General features: G+C 38.8%; 20 protein-coding genes. 7 read left to right on the plus strand and 13 right to left on the minus strand.

Going from position 1 to position 25027, the window contains the following annotated elements:
* Window positions 1-8 precede the first annotated feature (8 nt).
* Together AC1M9J_RS11165 and AC1M9J_RS11170 are read left to right on the plus strand one after the other, a co-directional pair.
* Window positions 9-533, plus strand: a complete 525-nt coding sequence (locus AC1M9J_RS11165; protein ID WP_035266396.1) for a flavin reductase family protein — start codon at window positions 9-11, stop codon at window positions 531-533.
* A gap of 53 nt (window positions 534-586) precedes the next feature.
* On the plus strand, window positions 587-1531 hold the full coding sequence (locus AC1M9J_RS11170) for a SphA family protein (RefSeq protein WP_481952319.1): 945 nt from the start codon (window positions 587-589) through the stop codon (window positions 1529-1531).
* 49 nt (window positions 1532-1580) lie between these two features.
* Here the strand turns inward: AC1M9J_RS11170 and AC1M9J_RS11175 are convergent, their stop codons facing one another.
* Window positions 1581-2618 (minus strand): AraC family transcriptional regulator, encoded by a 1038-nt coding sequence (locus tag AC1M9J_RS11175; RefSeq protein WP_092767742.1) that lies wholly within the window; start codon window positions 2616-2618, stop codon window positions 1581-1583.
* A 460-nt stretch (window positions 2619-3078) separates the two neighbouring features.
* Between AC1M9J_RS11175 and AC1M9J_RS11180 the strand changes: the two genes are divergently transcribed.
* A complete protein-coding gene (locus tag AC1M9J_RS11180) occupies window positions 3079-4059 on the plus strand; it encodes an AraC family transcriptional regulator (protein WP_481952320.1) in 981 nt (326 codons plus the stop codon).
* Between the two features lie 43 nt (window positions 4060-4102).
* On the opposite strand, the gene AC1M9J_RS11185 is transcribed toward AC1M9J_RS11180, so the two are convergent.
* From AC1M9J_RS11185 to AC1M9J_RS11235, 11 genes are all read right to left on the minus strand, one after another.
* Window positions 4103-5446 (minus strand): MFS transporter, encoded by a 1344-nt coding sequence (locus AC1M9J_RS11185; protein ID WP_481952321.1) that lies wholly within the window; start codon window positions 5444-5446, stop codon window positions 4103-4105.
* Window positions 5447-5544: 98 nt separating this feature from the next.
* Window positions 5545-6579 (minus strand): anthranilate 1,2-dioxygenase electron transfer component AntC, encoded by a 1035-nt coding sequence (antC, locus tag AC1M9J_RS11190; RefSeq protein WP_481952322.1) that lies wholly within the window; start codon window positions 6577-6579, stop codon window positions 5545-5547.
* A gap of 11 nt (window positions 6580-6590) precedes the next feature.
* Window positions 6591-7082 carry an anthranilate 1,2-dioxygenase small subunit gene (antB, locus tag AC1M9J_RS11195; protein WP_035266119.1) on the minus strand — a complete coding sequence of 164 codons (492 nt, stop codon included), beginning with the start codon at window positions 7080-7082 and terminating at the stop codon, window positions 6591-6593.
* Window positions 7083-7084: 2 nt separating this feature from the next.
* Entirely contained in the window at window positions 7085-8521 is a 1437-nt protein-coding gene (gene antA, locus AC1M9J_RS11200; RefSeq protein WP_035266117.1) for an anthranilate 1,2-dioxygenase large subunit, read from the minus strand.
* 230 nt (window positions 8522-8751) lie between these two features.
* A complete protein-coding gene (locus AC1M9J_RS11205) occupies window positions 8752-10755 on the minus strand; it encodes an esterase/lipase family protein (RefSeq protein ID WP_481952347.1) in 2004 nt (667 codons plus the stop codon).
* Window positions 10756-10869: 114 nt separating this feature from the next.
* Window positions 10870-11787 carry an ABUW_2363 family tetratricopeptide repeat lipoprotein gene (locus tag AC1M9J_RS11210; RefSeq protein ID WP_092767751.1) on the minus strand — a complete coding sequence of 306 codons (918 nt, stop codon included), beginning with the start codon at window positions 11785-11787 and terminating at the stop codon, window positions 10870-10872.
* Window positions 11788-11897: 110 nt separating this feature from the next.
* Complete coding sequence (gene cysE, locus AC1M9J_RS11215) at window positions 11898-12710, minus strand: serine O-acetyltransferase (protein ID WP_035266113.1); 813 nt, start codon at window positions 12708-12710, stop codon at window positions 11898-11900.
* Complete coding sequence (locus AC1M9J_RS11220) at window positions 12703-13545, minus strand: RNA methyltransferase (RefSeq protein ID WP_092767753.1); 843 nt, start codon at window positions 13543-13545, stop codon at window positions 12703-12705. Before AC1M9J_RS11220 ends, cysE begins: the two co-directional genes overlap by 8 nt.
* Before the next feature lie 13 nt (window positions 13546-13558).
* Complete coding sequence (dnaE, locus tag AC1M9J_RS11225; RefSeq protein WP_481952323.1) at window positions 13559-17137, minus strand: DNA polymerase III subunit alpha; 3579 nt, start codon at window positions 17135-17137, stop codon at window positions 13559-13561.
* 173 nt (window positions 17138-17310) lie between these two features.
* Window positions 17311-18369: a type II asparaginase gene (locus AC1M9J_RS11230; protein ID WP_481952324.1), complete on the minus strand. Its 1059-nt coding sequence runs from the start codon at window positions 18367-18369 to the stop codon at window positions 17311-17313.
* 186 nt (window positions 18370-18555) lie between these two features.
* Window positions 18556-19791, minus strand: coding sequence for a pyridoxal phosphate-dependent aminotransferase (locus AC1M9J_RS11235; protein WP_035266106.1), 1236 nt, complete (start codon window positions 19789-19791; stop codon window positions 18556-18558).
* 151 nt (window positions 19792-19942) lie between these two features.
* On the opposite strand from AC1M9J_RS11235, the gene msrB reads away from it, so the two are divergent.
* Window positions 19943-20362: a peptide-methionine (R)-S-oxide reductase MsrB gene (gene msrB, locus AC1M9J_RS11240; RefSeq protein WP_035266138.1), complete on the plus strand. Its 420-nt coding sequence runs from the start codon at window positions 19943-19945 to the stop codon at window positions 20360-20362.
* The gene (locus AC1M9J_RS11245) at window positions 20359-20841 is read left to right on the plus strand and encodes a glutathione peroxidase (RefSeq protein ID WP_035266096.1); all 483 of its coding nucleotides are present in this window, start codon (window positions 20359-20361) and stop codon (window positions 20839-20841) included. The genes msrB and AC1M9J_RS11245 overlap by 4 nt, the downstream gene beginning before the upstream one ends.
* A gap of 38 nt (window positions 20842-20879) precedes the next feature.
* Here the strand turns inward: AC1M9J_RS11245 and AC1M9J_RS11250 are convergent, their stop codons facing one another.
* The gene (locus AC1M9J_RS11250) at window positions 20880-22400 is read right to left on the minus strand and encodes a flavin-containing monooxygenase (protein WP_481952325.1); all 1521 of its coding nucleotides are present in this window, start codon (window positions 22398-22400) and stop codon (window positions 20880-20882) included.
* A 155-nt stretch (window positions 22401-22555) separates the two neighbouring features.
* On the opposite strand from AC1M9J_RS11250, the gene AC1M9J_RS11255 reads away from it, so the two are divergent.
* Both AC1M9J_RS11255 and zapE read left to right on the plus strand, forming a co-directional pair.
* Window positions 22556-23566: an AraC family transcriptional regulator gene (locus AC1M9J_RS11255; RefSeq protein WP_481592100.1), complete on the plus strand. Its 1011-nt coding sequence runs from the start codon at window positions 22556-22558 to the stop codon at window positions 23564-23566.
* A gap of 100 nt (window positions 23567-23666) precedes the next feature.
* On the plus strand, window positions 23667-24809 hold the full coding sequence (gene zapE, locus AC1M9J_RS11260) for a cell division protein ZapE (RefSeq protein ID WP_481587652.1): 1143 nt from the start codon (window positions 23667-23669) through the stop codon (window positions 24807-24809).
* The last annotated feature ends 218 nt before the right edge of the window (window positions 24810-25027 follow it).

A 25027-nucleotide genomic window follows, 5' to 3' on the forward strand; every position in this document is an offset into this window, starting at 1 on the left:
TGTTAAAAATGGATGTATTAGATAAAATTAATCTGCAAGAGATTGACATCAGTAATCCTCGCGAGATTCGTAATCTTCTTGGTCAGTTTGCCACAGGTGTTACCGTAATCACCACACGTGGAACGGATGGACGAAAAGTGGGTATGACAGCCAATTCATTTTCTTCGTTGTCATTAGATCCACCGCTGGTATTGTGGAGCTTGTCGAAAACAGCACCAAGTTTGCCCGATTTTGTTGCAGCTGAGCACTTTGCAATTCATATGTTAACGAAGGAGCAGCATCAGCTTTCTACCCATTTTGCCCGTGGTGCACAAGATAAGTTTGCCACAGTTGATCATGGTGAATGTGATACAGGTGTTCCATTACTGAACGAAGCACTTGCTACACTTGTCTGTAAAAATGTACAGCAATACGAAGGTGGCGATCACTTGATTTTTATCGGTGAAATTCAAAAATATCAACAAACTGCTGGTGAGCCCTTAGTGTTTCATGCTGGTCGTTACCAAATTGCAGCGAGCCATCCAGACCTTTAATCATTGCTTTAAAAACCACGATGAACAATCGTGGTTTTTTATGGGAAATACACATGAAAAATAAAATTATATTAAGTGCTTTAACCTTGTTTACTACAGCAAATTCATCACATGTTTTTGCTTATGATTTACCGACTGTGAATTTGGGTATGACCAGCTTTCTAGATGGTGGACTACCAGCTGGAGCTGGTTGGTATTCGCAAACGTATTTTCAACATTATGACAGTGATAAGTTGAGAGATACGAGTGGACAAAAGCTTCCGCTGCCCAAAACAGATTTAAATTATCAAGTGATTGTCGAGCAATTAAGTTACATGTCGACCTATAAACCGACTGCTCATTCAAGTCTAGGTTTGAATTTACTTATCCCTTATTTAAGTAAAATAAGTGTTGACGATGGTTTAAATAATCAAGCCTTAAAAGCTAAAAGTGGATTTGGAGATTTGATGATTGGTCCATTTCTCCAGTTTGATCCAGTCATGGGTGAACAGGGACCAAAATTTGTCCATCGAATTGAATTACAGATAAATTTGCCAACAGGGGAATATCAGCAAAACCGTGATATTAATCCGGGTAATAATGCATTTTCCTTCAATCCATATTGGGCTGCAACGTATTGGTTTAATCCGAAATGGACAGCTTCGACACGCGCTCATTATTTGTATAATTTTAAAAATGATGATCCAACTTATGGTTTTGGTGCTGCTGATGACATCCAAGCGGGGCAAGCAGTACACATTAACCTAGCATCTGAATATGCTGTACATGATCAGATTCGATTGGGTTTAAGTGGGTACTATTTAAAACAGCTTACCGATACTAAAGTTGATGGTGTAAAAGTCGATGGTCGCAAAGAAAGTGTGTGGGCAGTTGGACCTGGACTTATGTATAGTCACTCGCCAAAAAATCATGTCATCGCAAATGCATATTTCGAGCATGATGCAAAAAATAGAACTGAAGGCGATCGATTTCAAATTCGATACATTCATCATTTCTAATCAAAAAAAGCCTGTGATTTCACAGGCTTTTTTATTGACAGACATAAAATTAAGAGAAGAGTGAATTTTGTGTAATCTTACGCGTTGATGATGGCAGCTCGCCATAACGACGTTTGTACTCTTGTGAAAAACGACCTAAATGAGTAAAGCCCCACTTAAATGCAACATCAGTGACCGTGGCATGTTCATTATTCATCAGTTCAAGATGAGCTTGTTCAAAACGAAGCTCACGTAAATATGCCATAGGGGTAATGCCAAAATGGTTTTTGAATCCTGCAAAGAGTGTTCGTGCACTTACACCTGATTGTTCCGCCAAGACTTCTATGTTGAGTGGTTCATGTAAGTGGTGGTGAATGTATGCTTCAGCACGTTTGATAAAGTAGGGCGCTAATTTTTTCTCATGATGAGAATTTGCTTTAAAAAAAGCATTATTTGGTTGTCCATAAATTAGCGCATTAAATAGATTTGATTCAAACTGCTTAAATGCAAGTGGGTGGTGGAGAGGATGATGCTCACATTTAAGTGCATCCATCATGGTTCTCAAAAGTTGCAGAAAATAACCACCAGATTGAGTGGTAAAATCAAGTCGAGGATTAAAAATTACATTTTTTTGTTCAGATTTCACGATATGTTGCTGACAATGATGTGCAAAATCATCTTTTGAAATTTTGAGAATGAGTTGAGGGGAGTGAGCACGCCAGCGCATTCTGAGTGATTGGTCAGGTGAGATAATGGACGCTACTTCTGAGTATGAAATAAATTTATCTTGACCAAATTCAATTTCAGCATAACCTCGAGTAGGAATCTGAATAAGATAAAACTTTTCAAGTTGATCTGGTTCGATCAATACATCTGCGCCATATTCCAAGCGGCTGATAGAAAGAGCCCCAGTTTGAACATGATGCATGCTTGCACTAAAATTTTTAGCTGATTTTAACACTTTAAGAGCATGAGGCTTAAAAATTTGCCCTACATTTTTACAAGTTTCGCTCAAATCTGCTTGATTGAAGACCAAGTTTTGACTGTTGAAAATTGATTCATTACTAAAATTTTGCCCAGTTAGCTGAGAGGAATGAAGCTGGTTCATTGTGAATCCTTTTGGCTCATTAGTAGTCCGTACCACGACAGTAGTGTTAAATTGATATCATGGAATGAGATTTACGATATAAATAAATGAAGCAATATTCAGACCAGAAATAATAATTTTAAAATATAATAGCTATAGTGGTAATTGAAAAAAATTACATTTATTTATATCAGTCCTATCCTTAGGACGTTATTTAAAAATCTATCTCTATAATCGCTGAATGTCAAATAATACCGAATTTTTTATCATTATGATTTTAATATAAGTTAATGAAAATATTATAAAAAATAAAAATACCTTTTAAGTAATATAAGATACCAAATTAGTATTTTTTAATTTACTAATCTGTGTTCAAAAATATATGTAAATATTTAGTCGAAGCAAAGAGACTTTATTTCGACATTATTATTAAAAATGTTTTATAGTATTTATCATGATTCAAAATAGCTAGGTGAACAGGATGATCACACTCAGCCAACATAAGGATCTTAGTCACGCATCGCGTGAATTGAATGTTGCTCAACGATTAATGAGCCTTATTTGTGGTTCACATCAATTAGAAACTGCTCGTAAAGATCAGCTTGATTTTCATTATTCAGGTATACGCTTGCCGAGTAAAAAAATGGCAATTGGCTGTATCAGTTATGGCACAGATGTGTCTATTCAAATTCAGCAGCTAGGTGCATACAGTATCAGTTTGCCTATTCATGGACAGCAAACATTGCGTATGAATGGAGAAACTCATTTATCACACAGTAATAATGGAATCATTGTTTCTAGTCAGGATCAGCAAGAACTGATCATTCACCGTAATTGTAAAAAATTTCAAGTGGTGATTCCTGAAGAAAGTGTCAAATCTGTACTTTCCAACTTGCTTTCTAAACCTGTTAAAGAGCGGGTGATTTTTGAACCAGATATGCCATTTAGTGAAGATAACTTCCTAAGATTGTGGTGGAATAATATTCAACAATGTTTATCGCTCAGGCAAGATTATTCTCGTTTTGATGGTTTAAATCTGCTTTCTCAAGATTATGAAAGTTTTTTGATTAAGGCTTTGCTTTTAACCCAGCACAATAATTATTCCAATGAATTAAGATCGCTCCAAGAGTATCAGCTTCCGAAGCCAGTCATGGTGGTCAGAGAGTTTATTCATCGTTTTGCAGATCAAGAGTTGGATGCATCAGATTTAGTCATGATATCGGGGACATCAAAATCGACTTTATACCGTGAGTTTCAACAAGCGCTGCATATGAGTCCTATGGATTATTTAAAAAACTATAGACTTGAACAGATTCATCATGCTTTGCTGCAGAACAATGTAAATATTTCCATTTCAAGATTGGCTTATGACTGGGGATTCAGACATTTAGGACGATTTTCTCAAGAATACAAAGCCAAATATGGGGTTCTCCCGAGTGAAACTCTTAAAATTATGGTTTAAAAAAAGCCCCTTTATTGGGGGCTTTTTAATGACTGATTTTAAATTACTGCGTCATTTCAGCAGTTGATGTATTAGCTGATTCAGGTTGTTTTAGTCCTTTTAATGCGAGCGCAATAAACGAAATAAATGTCGGAATTGCTAGGACATAGAAAATACCTGCAAGAGATAATTCAAAAGTAAAAATCAGTGATCCGTAGAACGCACCTAAGATCGCACCGATACGACCAATACCATGCATCCATGAAACACCTACACCGCGGCACACTGAAGGGTAGAACAGTGCTGTTAATGGAAGTAGTGATGATTGAGCACCCACTAATAATGCGCCAATTAAGAAAATTGCAATACCGAGTAAAACAATACTTTGGCTTACGAATGCTGCAACGAAGAACAATACAAATGCTGCGAGATAAGAATATTTAATCACAGTATTTGGATTAACTTTATCCATATACCACCCCATAAAGCATGCACCTATTACACCGCCGAATGGGAAAATCGCTGCAATTAAACTAAACTGCTCTGTTGTAAATCCAGCGGTTTTAAGAATAGTTGGCATCCAGCTGGTTAACAGATAAAACACCATTAGGCTGGTAAAGCAACACAGCCAAAGCATTGCCGAACCCCAAAAGTATTTGCTAAATAAAATTTTAACAGGGCTTTGTTTAGGATCTAATACTTCTGCTTCAGGTAGAACAAATACAGTACTTTGATCAAATGTTTGACCGTGAATCTTCTCAAGAATTGGTTTTGCTTTTTCTTGACGATTTTGTTTGATGAGGTATTGAGGTGATTCAGGTAACTTGGTAATCAAAAATACCAATACAATGAGTGGGATTACACCGCCAATAATAATGACATTTGCCCACCCTTGATTCTCTAATAAGAACGCAGATAAGACACCGCCACTTGAGATCCCTAACATAAATCCGCAACCTGCTAATCCGGTCAGGAATGCTTTACGTTTTAGAGGCATGTATTCGGATACCATTGTGCTGATATTCGGCATAGCCGCACCAAGTCCGACCCCTGTAATAAAACGATAGATCATAAGTTCTTGTGTGTTAGAAGCAAATCCACACATGATGGTGAAAATTGAAAACAACAAAGTCGTCATTACGATGACACCCTTGCGTCCAAATTTATCTGATAATGGTCCTGAGATAATGGCGCCGATCGACATGCCTACTAAGGCCGCACTCAGCACAGGTGCTAGATCTGGTTTTGAAATCCCCCAATCATCTAACAATGCTGGTGCAATAAAGCCTAAGATGCCAGTGTCTAATCCATCACAGAAAAAAACCAAAAACCCCAGAAAGAAAACTGTCCATTGTAAAGGGGACATTTTTTCCCGATCAATAACGTCATTTACAATTATTTTTTGCATTTAAAATTTCCATATATTCAAACGTTAGAACAAAAAAGGACTATCGTTTGCAAAGAATATTAACGATAGTCCTTAGTGATTGTCATCAGCTCATTTAATTATCTAGAGCTATGACTTTGAATAAACTTCTCACTGTAAACACGTCCGTTGTCTATCTGGTGATCAGCTAACCAATTTTTGACAGCATCGATCATTGGTGGCGGACCACACAAATACATATCGAATGCTGATTCGCTTAATTGCGATTGATCTAAATGTTCGTGGATAAATCCTTTTTTTCCAGTCCAATCATTAGAAGGTTGTCCGATTACGGGATGATACTCAAAGTGTGGAATCTTAGCTGAGTATGCTTTTAACCTTTCTTGTTCACACAAATCTTGCTCTTTGTTTACACCATAATACAGATGTACTGGTGGAATTTGAGGTTGTTTCACAATTTGATCTAGCATTCCTAAAAATGCTGACAATCCAGTACCTCCTGCGACAAAGACTAATGGCTTGTCTTTTTCCACTTCGCGAAGATAAAAACTTCCTAAAGGTGCTTCGAGTAAAATTGTATCCCCAACTTTTGCTCGATCTCGCAGATAGTCACTCATGAGACCTTGCGGGAGTAAGCGAATTAAAAACTGTAATTGATTACCTTCATTGGGTAAATTGGCAAAGGAATAAGAACGCCAATCATTTGCACCAGGAATTTTTAATCGAGCATATTGACCCGGTAAATAATCAATTTTCTGCGTATGTTGACTGGCATCTACATGAATGATTGCCGTAGTTTCAGAGACTAATTCTACGTGAGTCACTTTGGTTTCGAGTTGAAGTGTTTCACCAGCATTACAGAAACTTGAGTCATGATCGAAATAGAATGCAGCATTCGATTGCACTCGTGTTTGACAAGCTAAAATTTTACGCTCTGCCAGATCACGTTCGGTTAATGCTTCTTCATCGACATAATCTTGAGTGTAATTGCCACTTTCACATTGCCCTTGACAGGTTGCGCAAACGCCTTCACGGCAGTCTAAAGGCAATGTGATACCTTGACGGAACGCAGCATCAAGTAAAAGCTCATCATTATTCACAGAGATAAAGAACGTTTTACCATCTGCAAAGTTGAGTGCAACAGAATGACTCATTCTTTTACTCCTTAAACGTGATAGAAGTCGAGCACAGAATCAATTTTGTCATTCAACAAAATGGTGTGCTGTTTACGAATGCGGAAAGTGTCTTCATGTTGACGAAGGATATAAGTGACATGCCCGTAAAAATAGCCTTCTAAACCTTGGCGGTTATAGAATGTCGACCAACCCGCTTTAACTTCTAATAATCCGTCTTCAAGTGTTTTTACACGGATGTTGTGAATCGCATGCATGAGACGCGGAAGGGGCGTAGCTGATGCAGCTTTACCAGTTCCTATACGGAATACGCGATCTTCAAGGCCAGCACGGTTTTCATAATAGATATATGAAAGCCCTTGGTTTGGATCAGTGACGTATTCATGGTCACTAATCCATTGTGGAATGTGGTATTCGCTGTCTTCGTCATAGAGTTCTAGATATGCGTCCCATTCATAGTTGTCACAAAGCGCAGATTTTTCATATAAAAATTGAGAAACTTGATGTACAAGAGCTTGTGTCATGATTAAGCCTCCTCAGTTGTCGCTTGTGATGCAGGGCATTCGTGTGGTTCAGAAGTATCTTCAGTGAGTTTAAGTGCTTTATTTTTTAAGCCTTTTAACATGAGATCGCGCCAAACTTGGTGTTGATTGACATATAAACCTTCTTGAGTGATTTCAGTACCCGTGATGACTGGTTTGATCCCTAATGTTTGAGCATTCGGGCTGTCGCCATAATTCCACTTGTGATAACCGCGCGAAATGTCACTCCAGCGTTCTAAACGAGCTTGGAAACCACGCTGTTGTTCACGGAATTCGACTAAATCGTCAGGTGTGCCTAAGCCCGATACGTTGAAGAAATCTTCGAATTGACGAATACGGTTACGACGTGCTTCAGCCGACTCACCTTTAACACCAATACACTGGCTAATGACTTCAGTTTTATTCCACGCAACTGGACGAATAATACGAAGTTGCGAACTGATTTGATCCATAAAGAAAAGGCTTGGGTATAAGTTCAAGTTTCTGAGACGATGCATTGCCCATTCAGCACGTTTTTGACCATATTTTTCAACCAGATATGGCATCACAGTTGCGTAACCAGGACGTACAGTTGGGTTAGGCATGTCACTAAACAAAACGTTATGACCATTTTTAAATGAGAACCAACCATCATCAGTTGTGTCATCACCAGCACCTAATTTACTGTAATCAAGTGTGTCCTTTGGTCCTGTCCCTTTTTGTGCATTCAGTTGCTGACGATATTGAACTGTAGAGACATAGTTATAGTGAACAGTACTTACGTGGTAGCCATCTACACCATTTTCATTTTGTAGTTTCCAGTTTCCAGCAAAGGTATATGCTGATTTACCCGGTAAAACTTCTAATTCACCTGTAGGTGATTGTTCAACCATAAGATCAAGGAAAACACGTGTATCACCTAAATAATCTTCTAAGGTGTCTGTAGCTGTTGTATCTAAGCTAACGAAGACAAATCCTTTATAACTTGCAATACGTGCTTTTTTTAGACCTCGTGATGATTTATCAAAGTCATCACAATACTCACCAGGAGCTTTAACTTTTACGAGGCGACCATCCGATTTGTAACACCAAGCATGGAACGGGCAGGTAAATGTGGATTGATTACCTTTAGCAACTCGGGTCAATGTAGCACCACGGTGCTCGCAGGCATTGACCATTGCATTTAAATTACCTTGACCATCACGGTTAATGATGAGCGGTTGGCGACCAATTTGAACAGTGACAAAGTCATTTGGTTTTGGAATTTCACTTTCATGACACGCGTAGATCCACACCTTTTCAAAGATCATTTCCATTTCTAGATCAAAAAGTTCTGGTTCAGTAAACATGTCACGTGCGATACGATAGACGCCATCCTCTGGTCGAAAATCGATACATCCTTCAATAAAATCATGCCATTCGATGCTGCTACGAGATCCCATGGTCTAACTCCTTATATCACTTGATTTCATTTATCTTTGAATCTATTGAACAGTGATTAACGGAGTCAGGCTATCCAGTTTGTTCTAATCGTTATCCATTTTTTCTCAAATATTATATGGAGAAGGTAGTTAAAAATATGAGTGGGATTCAAAAGTCGTACTTTGGGACTATAAAAACAAAAAGCCGATGCATCTTTGATACATCGGCTGATAAAAGCTAAAGGAAATCGTTATTTGGCAATTCCAAGCTCTGTCAAATGAAGTCTTAGGATTCGTCTTAATTCCAACACAGCTTCAGGCGTTTCCTGAATTGAGTGACCACCTTTGATAATAATCTCAGATTGTGCCCCTTTAAGATGCGCACTCTGATAAGGCACGATCCCATCTGACATAACAGTAGGATCTTTACTCTCAGTCACATTCCCCATGATGGAGTGAAATTTAAATCCTTTAATTGGCGTCACAGGTGAGGTTAATTTGGTGAAAGGAGAGTTGTGACTCAGATCACTCGGACCATTTTGAATCAATCCATGACCTAAGTCTTTGACAAAATGTTTAATATTAATATCTTTATCTGAGAGCGATTCAGCAAATGCACCCAAGAATGCACCTGGCAACTTGATCACTTTACGCGCAGCTCGTGTAAACCAACGATCAGCATAATCTGTCCCTCGATGAGGTGCTGCTAAGAAAATAGCACGATTAAAATGTGGCACAGGTTTGATTTGTAAACGAGCTTTAAATAAAGGTTCATTCTTAAAGCGGCTAATTTGAGAATTTTTTAATTGAGACAATGCAGATTGTGTTAAATCAGCTTGGCTCACCAATAATCTTGAAATAATACCACCCATACTATGTCCAATCAGAACTGCATCTTTAGCTGATGCTGTAGATTGATCAAGTGAATTAAATGCTTGTTGAATGATCGCATTCACCTGAAAGCGACTTTCTAAAATTGGCATATTGGTTGAGTAAAATACTTGCCAAACTTGATAATGCTCTCTTAGAACATTATCTCCCATAATGTCATTGGTTAATGCAATCCAAGCTTCTGGACTGCTTGCAAGTCCATGCACCAAGACAATAATTTTTTTGTTTGGATTATAGGGTTCGAGCATAAAGAGATGAGGCATTGTGATTGTATTGTCACGATCAATCAAACTCAAATATGCAGCAGCACCTAAGTTATTTTCGGCAAGCCACAAACCATAAGGTGCAGAATAATTCGCAGCTAAGGGATAAACTTTTCCACCTACTTTTAATTGATCTAATCCATAAGGATCATAAATATTCAGGGTGAAATGCGGGTCATTCAGAATATCCTCTACATTACTTTGACGCGCAGGCTCAGCGGTCATCGTGACTGAAAGATAACGTGGTGGATGAATGTTAGGATTACGACCATTTTTATAAGCGTGATTTAATGGATCTACAATATATTTACCCGAATCGCTATTTCGCTCTGGCGCTGGAAGCGTTGCGACAAATTCCGCACCGAAACCATCTCGACGGTTAATCGAACGCAATCCGCTAAAATTGAGATTGTAGCTTGAAAGCAGGCTATCTAATTTTCGATTAGCAATCTGAGGGTAATGGTCATAGTTGATGGTATAAATGCTTTGACCAATTTTTATTTGTTTGGGAACTTTTTCACCCGTATAGCGCATACCATAGGTCATCACCATTTTCGCCAAGGCTTGATTGTAGAAATCTCGTATTTGAACTTGTCTATTATCGAAAATACGGTCGCTTGGTTGGCGTTTTGTCTTGAATAGATAGGCATAACTATAACGAATACTTTTATCAAGCATTGCTAACTGTTGGTCAAGACATTGACTATAGTTTTCTTGATGAAGTTTTTGCTTTTCTTCTGACTGATATTTATTAATTAAACTGGTATTACAATCAGAAGAATTACTGAGGGTTAATGCCCGTGTCAAATATGCTTCACTTGCAGTTGAATACAGTTGTTCATCTTGAATTTGTTTTATTTTTTTTAGATCAGATACGCATTTATCTGGATCATTAGAACAACTTTCAGCCTCACTGCCTGTCATGGAGAGGACATTCAGACTCGCTTCACTCATTTTTTTACGCGTTAATATGCTATCTCGTTCATTCGCGATCGAAACATTAAGCGCTTGATTTTTTACACTGACGACTTGGCAACCTGTCATAAATAGTGGTGTTGCGAGCAGTAGGACGCCGATGTATTTATTGTTCATCATAAACATATTTTCAACTGTCAGCATGAATCATTAACGCTGAGCATACGTTATTTTTAGGGAGATAAAAATAAGTGCTAAAAAAAATAGACTGAATGATCAGTCTATTTTTTTTTAATAAGATTATGATTTCGCTGGATTGTTTAAAATTTGCCAAACATTGTAACGACCTTGTTTCTCAATTTCTTGAATCAAGCGGTCAGCAACTTCAGTTTCTTCAGGATATTTCACCTTGTAATTTTTTAAAGTTGTGATTGCATTTTTCTTTTGGCTCAATGCGAGGTAGTTATTAACAGCTACGAGATAAGCTTCTTGAACACCCGCTTTGATGGCCTTATCGATATATGGAATAGCTTCTTTTTGACCACCACCTTCAGACAAAGAGAAACCAAACCAGAAGTTCGCTTCAGCGTCTTCTTTGTTGATCTTAAGGATTTGTTGTGCATATTTTAAAGATTTAGTGGTGTAAGCAGAACCAAGATCAAGGTTACGACCCAATATACTTGCTTTAAATGCACGAATTAAAATATCGAATGACGCGTTATCTTTCGCTGCTAAAGTATCTAGTTGAGCTGAAACTTCACGTAATTTAGCTTCAAAACCGCGACGTTCTTGACGATCTGTAAAGCGAGGAGGATAGTGACGTGCTTTACCTTCAACCATCTGGAGGAAGTCATCAATTTCTGTAATATCGATTTCATTTTGACCCGCTAAAACCGTGTATTTCATCGCACGTTGTGAACTATTCACAGTCGGTACGATTAATTTGTTTTGGTCGAGGATCATCTTTCTGTTTGGATTATTTGGATCAGTCACCTCAAGTTTTTGAAGTGGTGCAGCAGCAGCTTTTTTAAGTTCAAGCTCGAATACTGGAGGTTGGCTATAATTAAAAGGATTTAATGCATAAAATGGCGCACTTAAATCAGGCTCAGAAAAGACGATTGGATCGTTTGTTTTAGATTGTTTTTTAACTGCTGGAGAGCTACAAGCACTCAATAATGAAACAGCGATCATGGTGGCAATAAGGGGCTTAATCGTCATATTTTCTTCCAATATTATGTTTTTAAATTCTAGTTCAGGTTGTATCTGAGTCTATGAAAAGTCGAAACAACATGCAACTCAGATTCACCTAACTTAGTCAAACTTATACATTAAGCTTTTGATTGTGCAGTTTGAGCTTCGCACTCACGACGAACTTCGTCAATGATTTTTAACTCTTCAGCACTAAATGGTTGTCCATTACTTTGAGCGTTATTAAATGTTGGATCAAGTAATGAAAGTCGCTGACATAGAGTGTTCATGCGCTTTTCATTGTGCTGTATACGATCCAATAATACTCGCATACCTTCTAACATAGGATCTGATTGATCTTGGGTTGTCGCATAAGGCTGAAAACCGATGCTTTCTGCATAATTGCGTCGTTCGGATTCTTTGTCCAAATCTTTTTGCTGATTTTTAATAATAAATCGCGCTGGGTTACCTACGGCAGTAGCACCTTCAGGGACTTCTTTGGTGACCACAGCATTCGAACCCACCTTCGCATTCTTATGCACGGTAAATGGTCCTAAAATTTTCGCACCTGCGCCAACGACTACACCATCTTCTAAAGTTGGGTGACGTTTGCCTTTATTCCAAGTGGTGCCACCTAATGTCACGCCATGATAGAGCGTCACATCATCACCAATTTCAGCTGTTTCCCCAATGACCACACCCATACCGTGATCAATAAAAAAACGTTTGCCAATTTTGGCACCTGGGTGAATTTCGATACCAGTTGCAAAACGACTAAAAGAAGACAGCATGCGGGCTGAAGTTTTACACTCTTTTTTCCAAAGCTCATGCGCAACACGATGCATAATCAGTGCGTGAATTCCTGGATAAGTGGTTAAAACTTCAAATGTGTTGCGCGCCGCAGGATCGCGGGCAAACACAGCTTGAATATCTTCTTTAAGCTGTTTAAGCATCTTTTGATTTCTCTTTAGAATCTGACTTTTTCCATGTGCCATTGTTCAATGCCTGAACACGACTGAAAATACCTCTAAGAAGATGGTACTCCATACGATCTAATTGTATACGTCCGAATAAGCGACGCAAGCGTAAAGGCAATAATCGTGGGTTTTCTGGGTCTAAAAACTCGATTTCGTGCAACATTTTTTCAAAATGAGGATAAAATTGTTCCATCTGTTGATGTGTTACCAACGGCTCATCCCAATGCATAGAATCTTCATCAGTCACTTTCATAACTGCTTGAGGATCTTCAACTTGTTCCATGAGAGCCGTGGTCGCCATTCGCATTTCATAGCAAATAATTTGAATGGCTTGAGCGACATTGAGTACCCCATAGTCTGTATTCACAGGGATGGTCACATGGTAATTCGCCAAGGCCAACTCTTCATTGGTTAATCCGCGATCTTCACGCCCAAATATTACGGCAATTTCTTGTTGTTCTTTGATCACCGCTTGCATCGATTTATCAGCAGCAGGCCGAGCATCTAATAAAGGCCATGGAATAGTTCGGCTACGAGCACTTGTACCAAAGACTAAATGACAATCTGCGATGGCTTCTTCAAGCGTTTCTACAATCTGAATTTGATCAATTAAATCGGTTGCACCTGCTGCAAGTGCATCAATATCAGGATGAGGATAAGTTTTAGGTGCTACTAAAACCAATTTTGAAAGCCCCATGGTTTTCATTGCTCGAAGTGCGCTACCGATATTCGCAGGCAGGGTAGTATTCACCATGACAATACGCACATGAGACAAATGCGCTGAGACAGCAGCATTATCAATTAAATTCATAAATCTTCCAAAATTAAGAGTATTGACTGACTTCCGTCATGTATTGATCCATTGCTTCATCCATACTGATCTGGTCAGGTGGAGAGGCATGTGATGTGATGACTGGTTCTGATTTTGGTTCCACGGCGTGGGAACGTGCAGCTTTTGACTTGACATGATACTCCACATGTAAGGCCTCTTTACCAAAATAGTCGCGCAGTTTGAACAATAAGTCATCGAGTGGTGCGACATTCCATTGCGGTGGTAAATGAAAATCAGCCGTTGCATATGGAAAGTCGAGTTGTACTTGTAATGGCACATGCTGACACATATCTACATTACAAAATGGTTGAATGATCTGCGAAAGCTCTTGACCAAGATTTGGCTGAATATGCTCAGGTTGTAATTTGATGAGGATGTGATTCGCACGTTTTTGACGAATTTCATTTAATGTAAACGCTTTTGTAAGACGTCCCATCGGACGGTCGAAGCCTTCACGTTCATAAATTTCACCTTCAATCACGATCACTCTTTCATTCACAATAATGTCTTTAAAACGTTGGAAGCGTTCATGATTTGCTGAGACTTCAATTCGAGCAGTACCATCATCGAGTGTGATCATCATGCGGTTAGGGAAATTTGCGACATCCACAACCAAGCCGGCAAATACTGTAGTCACGCCACGACGTGTTGGAGTCAGCTCATTAATTTTGTTAGAAATAAATGCTTTTAACTCGGGGCGATACACATCAATCGGGTGTCCCGTTAAGTATAAACCTAAGGTGTCTTTTTCACCTTTTAAACGGACTTCATCAGACCAAGGTTTTACAGGTTTAGTAGGTTTACGTTGAACTTCTTCAACTTCACCAAATAAATCCATAATGCCAGTTTCGCGATTTGAACGAGCTTGTTCGGCAGCTTGTACAGCTTCAGGCAATTGAGCCATTAAAGTCGCGCGTTCAAGTCCGAGACAATCTAATGCACCTGAGCGAATCAAAGCTTCAAGTGTACGTTTATTGATTTTCTTCAGATCAATGCGATGGCAGAAATCAAATAAATCTTTATAAGGTCCAAGTTGCTTACGTGAATCAATGACGGATTGCATAGCTGCTTCACCAACACCCTTGATTGCACCTAGACCATATACAATGGTTTTTTCATCAATTGCATGGAATTGATAAATCGACATATTGACGGAAGGTGGTAACACGTCGAGACCATTGTTACGACAGTCATCAATCAAGAATACGATACTATCCGTGTTTTGCATTTCCGAAGTCAGTACAGCGGACATAAACTCAGAAGGATAGTGTGCTTTTAACCAAGCCGTCTGATAAGCCACTAATGCATAGGCTGCAGCATGTGATTTGTTGAAACCATAGCCTGCAAATTTTTCCATATAGTCGAAGATATGGTTCGCCGTTTGCTCATCGATATCTTTTTTTGCAGCACCTTCAATAAAGATTTGGCGTTGTTTAACCATCTCTTCAGGTTTCTTTTTACCCATCGCACGACGAAGTAAGTCCGCACCACCTAGACTATATCCGGCACAATACTGAGCTGCTTGCATAACCTGTTCTTGATATACCATAATCCCATAGGTAGGTTCTAAGACACCTTCTAATAGAGGATGTAAGTATTCGAACTCTCCACCATGCATACGATGAATAAAGTCTGGAATTAGATCCATTGGGCCCGGGCGGTACAATGACACGAAAGCAATAATTTCTTCAAATTTACTTGGGCGTGCTTCCTTGAGCATTTTTTTCATGCCCACGGATTCAAATTGGAATACCGCAGTGGTATTTGCTTCGGCAAATATCGAATATGCAGCTTTGTCATTTAGCGGAATATTCTCAATCTTTAGAGGTATATCAAACTTCAATCGTTGGTTAATGTGCTGAATAGCATCTTCAATTACAGTAAGATTTCGCAATCCCAAGAAGTCAAATTTAACAAGTCCTGCCGCCTCAACATCGTCTTTATCAAATTGAGCGACACGACCGGTACCATCTTCGTCACACAGTACAGCTGAGAAGTCCGTAATCTTGGTCGGTGCGATTACAACACCACCTGCGTGCTTACCAGTGTTACGCGTTATTCCTTCAAGTTTAAGCGCCATTTCCCAGATTTCTGATGCATCTTCATAATCTGGGTTGGATGGGTTGGTTACAATATCTTTAAGTTGTGGTTCGGCTTCTAAAGATTCTTCTAAACTTAAACCCAAAGGTTTAGTCGGGATCATTTTAGAAATACGATCTGCTAAGCCGTAAGACTTACCTAAAACTCGTGCAACATCTCGAATTGCACCTTTCGCTGCCATCGTACCAAAGGTTGCAATTTGAGATACAGCGTCACGCCCATAAGTTCGTGCTACATAATCAATTACACGATCACGACCTGCGATACAAAAATCCACGTCAAAGTCTGGCATCGAAACACGTTCAGGGTTTAAGAAACGTTCGAAAAGAAGTCCGTATGGTAGTGGATCTAAATCTGTAATTTTTAAACTGTATGCAACTAATGAGCCTGCACCTGAACCACGGCCCGGGCCTACAGGTACGCCATTGTTCTTGGACCACTGAATGAAGTCCATGACAATCAAGAAGTAACCTGGGAATCCCATCGAGTTAATGATCTTGATTTCGAAATCTAATCGATCGTCATATTCTTTGCGAATATCAGGCCAGTCTTCTCCACGTTTCTCCACAGGATAAAGGTGATTAAGACGTTCTTCTAATCCTTCTTTAGACAAATGGGCAAAGAAGGTATCAATTGTATGACCTTCAGGAATTGGATAGTCAGGTAAAAAGTATTTACCTAAGCGAAGTGTCACATTACAGCGTTTAGCAATTTCAACTGTATTTTGAATAGCACTGGGGATATCAGCAAATAACTCCACCATTTGCGCTGTTGTTTTGAAATATTGCTCAGGGCTGTAAGTACGTGGACGACGATTATCACCTAAAACATAGCCATCTGCGATGCAGACGCGCGCTTCATGGGCTTCAAAGTCTTCTTCTCTAATAAAATGAACATCATTATGAGCGACAACACCGATTTGATATTTTGCGGCTAATTTAACAGCTTCAATAATAAAATCTTCTTCTTGTGGGCGATTGGTGCGCGTGAGTGCTAAATAGACACGATTGCCAAATTTTTCTATCCAAGCTTCAAGTAAGGGTTCAGCTTTTTCAGGGCTACTTGAACACAGCATTTCTCCAACATCACTTTTAATCCCTAAAAGTGCAATCATGCCCGGCGCTTGTTCTAACACCCATTCTTTTTTTACACACGGGATACTGAGTTGTTGTCCTTCAATAAAGCCGCGCGATACTACTTCAGTTAAACTACGCCAACCCTCATTATTCATCGCCAGTAAAGTCATACGATGTGATTCATCATTCAAACGAATCACACTTCCTAAAATAGGTTTAATCCCTTTTTTAAGACACGAGGTATAAAACTTCACTGCTGCATGTAAGTTCGATAAATCTGTCATCGCGAGTGCAGGCATAGAATCCTGTACAGCAGACTTCATTAGATCAGGTATACGTACGATTGATTCAGTAATAGAAAATTCTGTATGAACACCGAGATGAACAAACTGCATAGATGAGTCCTTTACAAGAGCAGAGCGTATTTTATCATGCAAAGTGATTTAGAGCTGAGAATCCACGATATTTTATATGATTCGCACAAATTATCTTCGATTTGAATAAAGGCGATTTTATATCAATCAAAAAAAGTGCCATTCGGCACTTTTTTATAACATGAAAATTGGGCTTAATATTCCCAGAACATGCGTTGTATTTCTTTTGCATCTTTGGTTTTGGTTAAAGCAAGCGCGGTTAAAATTTTAGCTTTTTGAGGGTTGAAGTCATGTGCAACTACCCAACCATATTTGTCATCTGGCTGTTCGGCATTACGGAGAACGAATCCTTGTGGCACTCGTGAAGAACGTACAATTTGTATACCACTTTGCTGAAGTTGATTCAGCGTGGGAACAATATTTTTCGCGACTGAGCCGTTTCCTGTACCTGCATGGACAATGGCTTTAACCCCAGCCTTGGCATACGCTTGATAAGCATCAGGAATCATGTTGCCAGAGCCATAGACAATTTGAACTAATGGGAGTGTATCACCCTTAATATTCTCGATATTAAATTCTGACCGCTGATTAAATCGCTTAACAGAACTTCGGAACCAATAAGGTTTAGATTCTACTAACGTCCCTAAAGCTCCCCATTGGCTTACAAAGGCATTAGTATGAATATTAATGCCTTTAGTCACATCTCGAGCTGCAAAAATACTATCGTTCATAAGGACGAACACCCCTTTATTTTTTGCACTCGGGTCTGCTGCCAGAGCAACTGCACTATATAAATTTAGTGGGCCATCCGCAGATAAAGCCGTAGATGGGCGCATTGAGCCGACAACAACAATAGGTTTTTCCGTTTGTACGACTAGATTAAGAAAAAAAGCGGTTTCTTCTAAAGTATCTGTGCCATGTGTAATCACAATACCATTTACATCTGACTTTTTAACCAAATCATTGACTTGGCGGGCAAGGGAAAGTAATTCTTTGTCCGTAATACTTTCAGAAGCAACTTGCATTGCTTGTACGCCACTCACATTGGCTAAATCTTTAATTTGAGGGACGGCATTCAGTAAGTCATCTACTGGAACTTTTGCGGCAGTGTAAGTGGCGCTGTTGGTTGAACTAGCACCAGCACCAGCAATCGTTCCCCCAGTTGCAACGACAACAACGTTATTTTTAGCAAAGCTCGTTAGGGGTAATAACAAGCCAATCGATAGAGTCAGTGCGGTTAGCGTCTTTTTCATCTTTTTTCCTAAATGTTTTTTATAGTATTGTGCATGGATAATGCTTAATCACGATAAAGGAAAAGAAGGGTGCTTGTATATAATCAAAATGAAATTAATATCATGAAATAATCAAAATATTAAATATAAAACCCCCAGATTGAAATCTGGGGGTTTTAAATACATCATTCACATAAAACGACTGAATTAACGCATTTTCGCCAAGAATCTTCCTAAACGGTTAATCGCTTCACGAAGTTCATTTTCAGCAGGCAAGAACACCACACGGAAATGATCAGGGGTAGGCCAGTTGAATCCTGTGCCTTGTACCAATAACACTTTTTCTGCTTTGAGGAAGTCAAGCATAAACTGTTCATCATCCTGAATCGGATAAATTTCAGGATCAAGTTTAGGGAAACAATACATTGCACCTTCAGGTTTAACACAGCTTACACCTGGGATTTCATTCAACATTTGCCAAGCAATATTGCGTTGCTCATACAAACGACCACCTGGACGAATTAAATCGTTGATAGACTGGTAGCCACCCAATGCAGTTTGAATAGCATATTGAGCTTGATGGTTAGCACACAGGCGCATTGACGCGAGCATGTCTAGACCTTCAATATAATCTGCTGCACGTGTCTTATCACCCGTAATTGCCATCCAGCCTGAACGGTATCCAGCAATTCGATAGGATTTAGATAATCCGTTAAATGAAATACACAGTTGATTACCCGCAAGGGCAGCGACCGATACATGTTCGATTCCATCGTAAACGATCTTATCGTAGATCTCATCAGCAAATAAAATCAGGTCATATTTTTTTGCAAGAGCGACAATTTTTTCTAAGACATGACGTGGATAAACAGCACCCGTTGGGTTGTTCGGATTGATAATCACGATCCCACGAGTATTAGGCGTAATTTTGTTTTCCATATCCTGAATATCAGGATACCAATTATCTTCTTCATCACATTTATAATGAATTGCTGTACCACCAGAAAGATTAACGGCAGCAGTCCATAATGGATAATCTGGCATTGGCACCAGCATTTCATCGCCGTCATCTAACAGGCCTTGCATAGCCATTACAATCAGCTCAGAAACACCATTCCCAATATAAACGTCATTGACATGCATATTGAAAATACCTTTTTGTTGATAGTACTGACAAACCGCTTTGCGGGCAGGGAAAATCCCTTTTGAGTCTGTATAGCCAATTGCATTTGGTAAGTTCAACGCAACATCATTGATAATTTCTTGAGGTGCTTCAAAACCGAAGGGCGCTGGGTTGCCGATATTGAGTTTAATTATCTTATGTCCGGCTTCTTCCATTTCGTTGGCGGCGCGTAACACAGGTCCACGAATGTCATAGCATACATGCTCGAGCTTAGACGATTTCTTAATTTCGCGTGGAGTAGTGTTACCTAAAACGGACATATTCCCATCCAATTATTTTTGAGTGAATAAAAATAGATTACTAAATATCACAATCTATGTAGAAATTTAGCTAGAAATTTTTCAAGCTCTAGCGTAAATATGAAGGTACTGAAGCATGACATTGAATGTCAAAGATTTAAAGGAGTTAATCATGGGAAAACTCAATAAAACAGACCGAGAATGGCAAAGAGAGTTATCACCAGAGGAGTATCGCATTACCCGTCAAAAGGGAACTGAGCCTGCTTTCACAGGGCGATATTGGAATACCAAACAAGAAGGAACTTATGTTTGTCGTTGCTGTGGCGAACCTTTATTTACTTCAGAAACCAAATATGACAGTGGTTGTGGATGGCCTAGTTTTTATCGTCCAATCAACCAAACAGTCATTGAAGAACATGACGATCACTCACATGGCATGATTCGTACTGAGATTGTTTGTCATCATTGTGACGCACATCTAGGTCATGTTTTTGAGGATGGACCTGAACCTACAGGTCTTCGCTATTGTGTAAACTCAGCTTCATTAGAATTAAAAACCCAAGAAAAAAATGATGAGGAAACCTATCCATGACCAATATTTATCAATTTGAGGCAGAATTGCTAGAAGGGGAAAATAAGCAATTTTCGGACTATGAAGGTAAAGTGCTATTGATAGTCAACACAGCCAGCAAATGTGGATTTACGCCACAATTTGCAGGGTTGGAAGCGCTGTATGAAAAGTATAAAGATCAAGGTTTTGAGGTATTAGGATTTCCGTGTAATCAATTTGGTGGGCAAGATCCGGGTACGCACGAAGAAATTGGTAGTTTTTGCCAGAGAAATTACGGTGTATCCTTTCCGATGTTCGCTAAAGTGGATGTAAAAGGTCCTGAAGCCCATGTGATTTTTCGGTATCTCACCAACAACAGCAAAGGCATTTTAGGAAGTGGAATTAAGTGGAATTTTACCAAATTTTTGATTGGAAAAGATGGCAAAGTGCTTAATCGATATGCACCTACAACTAAACCAGAAAGCATTGAAGATGATATTCAAAAAGCGCTGGCTCAGTAAAAAAAATCAGCTCAATTGAGCTGATTTTTTTTATTCATTTAATTCAAGAAACGGTAATCGGCTAGATTTGCATTTTTGGTTTCTAGCCAATACTTCCATGTATAACTCGGCCAAAGTGAAAAATTCTTTCCGCCTTCTTGCTGATACCAACTCACACAGCCAGATTGCCAAACTGTGCCTGCAAATTTTTCTTGGATTTTACGGTTGAATTCTTCTTGGACTACATCTTTGACCACGATTGCTTTGGATTTGGATTTTTCTACAGCTTCAATCAGTTGTAGAATGTAATTCACTTGAGATTCGATCATAAAAATTACAGAGTTATGACCTAAAACAGTATTCGGGCCTAAAAGTTGAAAGAGATTTGGAAATCCTTTGGTAGAAATTCCATAGTAGCTTTCAGCACCCTCTTTCCATGCTTCTTTCAACTCAATACCATTTTCACCATAACATTTAAAATCTTTTAAATAAATTCGTGGATCAGTAATAAAACCAGTACCGTAAATTAAGCAATCTATTTCTCGTACTTGCCCATCTTTGGTAACAATCGCATTTTCAGTAATTTCTTGGATGCTGTCCGTCACGAGCTCTACATTCTTGCGATTAAATGTTGGGAAATATCGATTTGATACCAAAATTCTTTTACACCCCATGGTGTAATCTGGTGTCAATTTTTTTGCTATTTCTTTATCTTTGACTTGGAAGCGAATAAAAGCTTCTGCAAGTTTTTGACCCAGTCGCATCATTTGAGGTTTTACAATCGGAACTACCCGTGATTCATTTGACCAATACAAGCGCGCTCGATGCAATTTTCTAAACCAGTCGTATTGGGCAAACAGTTTTTTGTCTAAAGCATTATAAGCACGTTCATCGCGCGGTATTACCCATGCAGCAGTTCTTTGAAACACGTATAACTGTTTGGTTTTTGGTGCAATCTCAGGAATATATTGAATTGCACTTCCACCTGTGCCGATACTGGCTACACGTTTACCATTCAGGTCATAAGCATGATTCCAAGATGATGAGTGGAATACTTCGCCTTTAAATTTTTCGATACCTTTAATCTTTGGAATTTGAGGAATATGCAATGGACCAGAGGCAAAAATAAGGAATTGACTGCGTAGAGCACTTTGATTCTTGATGGAGATTTCCCACGCATGAGCTTGCTCATCGAAGCGTGTCGAAATGACTTCGGTATCAAATTGAATAAATTTTTTTAAATCATATTCTTGAATAAGATATTGAATATATTGAAAAATTTCAGGTGCTTCAGCATATCGTTTTGTCCAATCAGATTTAGGTGCAAAAGATAATGAATACATATGAGACTGCACATCACATGCAGCACCCGGGTATTGATTTTCACGCCAAGTACCACCTACATCTGTAGCTTTTTCAAGAATAACAAAATCTTTGATACCGCGTTTAAGAAGTTGAATAGCTGTGGCTAATCCTCCAAATCCGGCGCCGATAATCGCAATTTTAGTATTTTTCTTGATGAGTTGCGTTTCAGTTAAGTCGACTGAATTTGTATCTAGCTGATCTGATGTAATTTCCATTTTAATACTCGTTTATATTATTTGAAGCTATCATAAGCAGTCTGGACTGAAACTGACATGATTTCATTGACATTTAATATTGATATTTTCGGCAATATTCTTTCCCTTTTTTTTAGGGTAAAACATATGCAACTTTAATTTTAAAATTCTGTTTTATGAAAAGGTCGATTCTCGGTTTGTTGTATCTCATACAGGGCATGCGACAGGTCGGAATAAATGTGGACGAAAGATTGGAAGCTGTCGGTTTAAAGGCGGATGCCTTAGATCCGAGTTCAACGATTCAACCTGAATTAGAACAAATCATTCAAAGAATTATTGCTAAAGGGGTTAACCCGCTGCTTGGTTTGGATGTCGGTCAACATTATGCGCTCGCAGGCTATGGTCCGCTTCTCATGCTGTTGGTCACAAGCTCGAATGTCGGTGCGGCTCTCACAAATGGAATACGCTATCAAGCGCTTACCCATTTATCGGGTAGGCTTACATTAGAGCAGACGAGTGTCTATGCGGCTTTATGTTATGAGCCACTCAATTTACAAAGTGAAGTTGATGAGTTCAGGGCTCAATGTGAAATTTCAGGTACGGTTAAATTCGTGCAAGATATCTACAAAATGATAGGATTGCCCTTTCCTGAAGTGCAGATTGAATTGCCGTTTTCACGACCGAAAGAATCCATTTTTTTGAACAAGTATTTGAATTATTTCGGTGAACAAGTTCGGTTTGAACAAGAGAAATTTCGACTGATTTTTGATGCTGAAATTTTAGAATTGAAGTTGCCTTCAGCTGATCAAATCACATTTAATGTCCATCAACAAAGATGTAATGCTGAAATCGAAAGATTGAATGCACAACAATTGAATCAACACCAGTTGATTCAAAGAATTCACGATTATTTGGATTTACAAACGGGGCAGATTCCAACAATGGCAGAAACTGCTCAAGCATTGAATATTCCAGAGCGTACTTTGCGACATCAGCTTAACCAACTGGATACAAGCTATAAGCAAATACGGGAGCAACTCATTCGAGAGAAAGCGCTTCGATTAATTGAGTACAAAGAGTATTCAATCGAAGTAATAGCTGAAATGCTTGGATATTCAGAACCTGCAGCATTTAACCATGCTTTTAAAAGATGGTTTGGACAAAGTCCACGACAGTATGGGAAATAACCTCAGCATGTATGCTCAAATGGTATATGCCAAAGTGTTATTTATCATTTTTTTAAATATTCGTTATACTTCCGACGGCCTAAAAAAGTAATCAATATCTATGTTCCATTCTCATTCTTCGCAAAATAGTTTAAGTCACACTCCGCAATCACCTGCAGAACGTTATGCTCACGCAATTTCGTCAGGACAATTTATGCCTGATGATGCTCAAGCTCAAGCTGTACATGAACTTAATCGTGTTTGGGAAGAACTGATCTTACGATATAAAGCTTCTAAAAAAGCGTTTCGACGTTTTCGCCGTCAAACAGCCCCGAAGGGTGTTTATATGTGGGGTGGTGTTGGGCGTGGAAAAACTTGGTTGATGGACCAGTTTTATGATGCGATACCATTCCGTCGTAAGACGCGTATGCATTTCCATCATTTTATGCAATATGTGCATAAAGAGTTAAATAAAAATTCAGGACAGCAAAATCCACTCGACATCGTTGCTGATCAAATTTACAAAGATGCGGTTGTGATCTGTTTTGATGAATTCTTTGTATCAAATGTCACGGATGCGATGATTTTAAGTGATTTATTCCAAAAGCTATTTGTTCGTGGAATTACACTTGTTGCGACATCAAACATTGCACCAGATGGTTTATACAAGAACGGTATTCATCGCGACCGCTTTATTCCAACGATTGAAATGGTAAAAAAGAATTGTGTCATTTTGAATGTGGATGCAGGTGTTGACTATCGTTTGCGTGTACTGAAACAAGCGCAGTTGTTCAAATCACCTTTAAGCCATGATAATCAGGTATGGATGGCACAACGTTTTTCAGCATTAACCAGTGCTCAAAATGTGAGTGAAGAACCGATCATCATTAATGGACGTAATGTCGATACAATTGGTCATACTGAAGATGTATTATGGTGTGAGTTTTCTGAACTTTGTATGAAGCCACGAAGTCCTGCGGACTTTATCGAAATTGCGAACACTTATAACACTGTCCTAGTCAGTAATGTTCCCGATCTGAATGATTATTTATCAGAAGGAACACGCCGATTCATTTATTTAGTCGATGAGTTCTATGATCGTGGTGTTAAATTATTACTAACCTCACATGCCAGTATCATTGATATATATAGTGGCGAAAAATTAGCGTTTGAAATCGAACGCACACGTTCACGCTTACTCGAAATGCAATCAGATGACTATTTACAATCTGCGCATCGACAAATTGATATGCCTGCAGAATAAATGTGAAAATTCAAAAAACGAACCCAAACAGATGATGTTTGGGTTTTTTTATTTGGAGTGGAATAAATTTGAAATCGTCGCTTAAAAGCGTAGAGAAAATAGACATATTGGTTTAAATTAAATCAGATTTGATGGAAATTGGCACTTAAGTCTAATTTCTACCTTTATAAAACTTTATACACTGTAATTAGATTGTTGAATTAAAACGACTCAATAAG

The organism is Acinetobacter sp. ANC_7588, from assembly GCF_056783995.1.